This window comes from Paraburkholderia sp. SIMBA_027 (genome assembly GCF_046535315.1).
GTDB classification, from domain to species: Bacteria; Pseudomonadota; Gammaproteobacteria; order Burkholderiales; family Burkholderiaceae; genus Paraburkholderia; species Paraburkholderia tropica.
Genome location: NZ_JAWRWY010000521.1, coordinates 1 through 274 on the forward strand (window position 1 = coordinate 1; position 274 = coordinate 274).

The 274-nt window shown below is 52.6% G+C and carries 1 protein-coding gene; it reads right to left on the reverse strand.

Going from position 1 to position 274, the window contains the following annotated elements; translation table 11 throughout:
• Positions 1-78: 78 nt before the first annotated feature.
• A partial coding sequence (locus SB764_RS40075) for a hypothetical protein (protein WP_410866761.1) occupies positions 79-274 on the reverse strand: 196 nt, incomplete at its 5' end.

Genomic DNA, 274 nt, shown 5'->3' on the forward strand with positions numbered 1-274 from the left:
GCGCCCGGGACTCAATTCAGGGCATTCATAGCAGGTCAAAACGGCCCGGCAATTAGACAAAGGTCATTTCAATCCACATCAATTGCAATTCTGTGTCACTCCGGTTATATACCGCGCATATTTTCCCGGAAATTGTGGTGACAATCCACGGACCGCGACACCGGCGCGGACGACAGAAGGACTATATCCATGGCTCAACAACTGCTTATGCCGAAAGCGACCGCCATCTGGCTGGTTGACAACACGGCGCTGTCTTTCGACCAGATCGCACAGT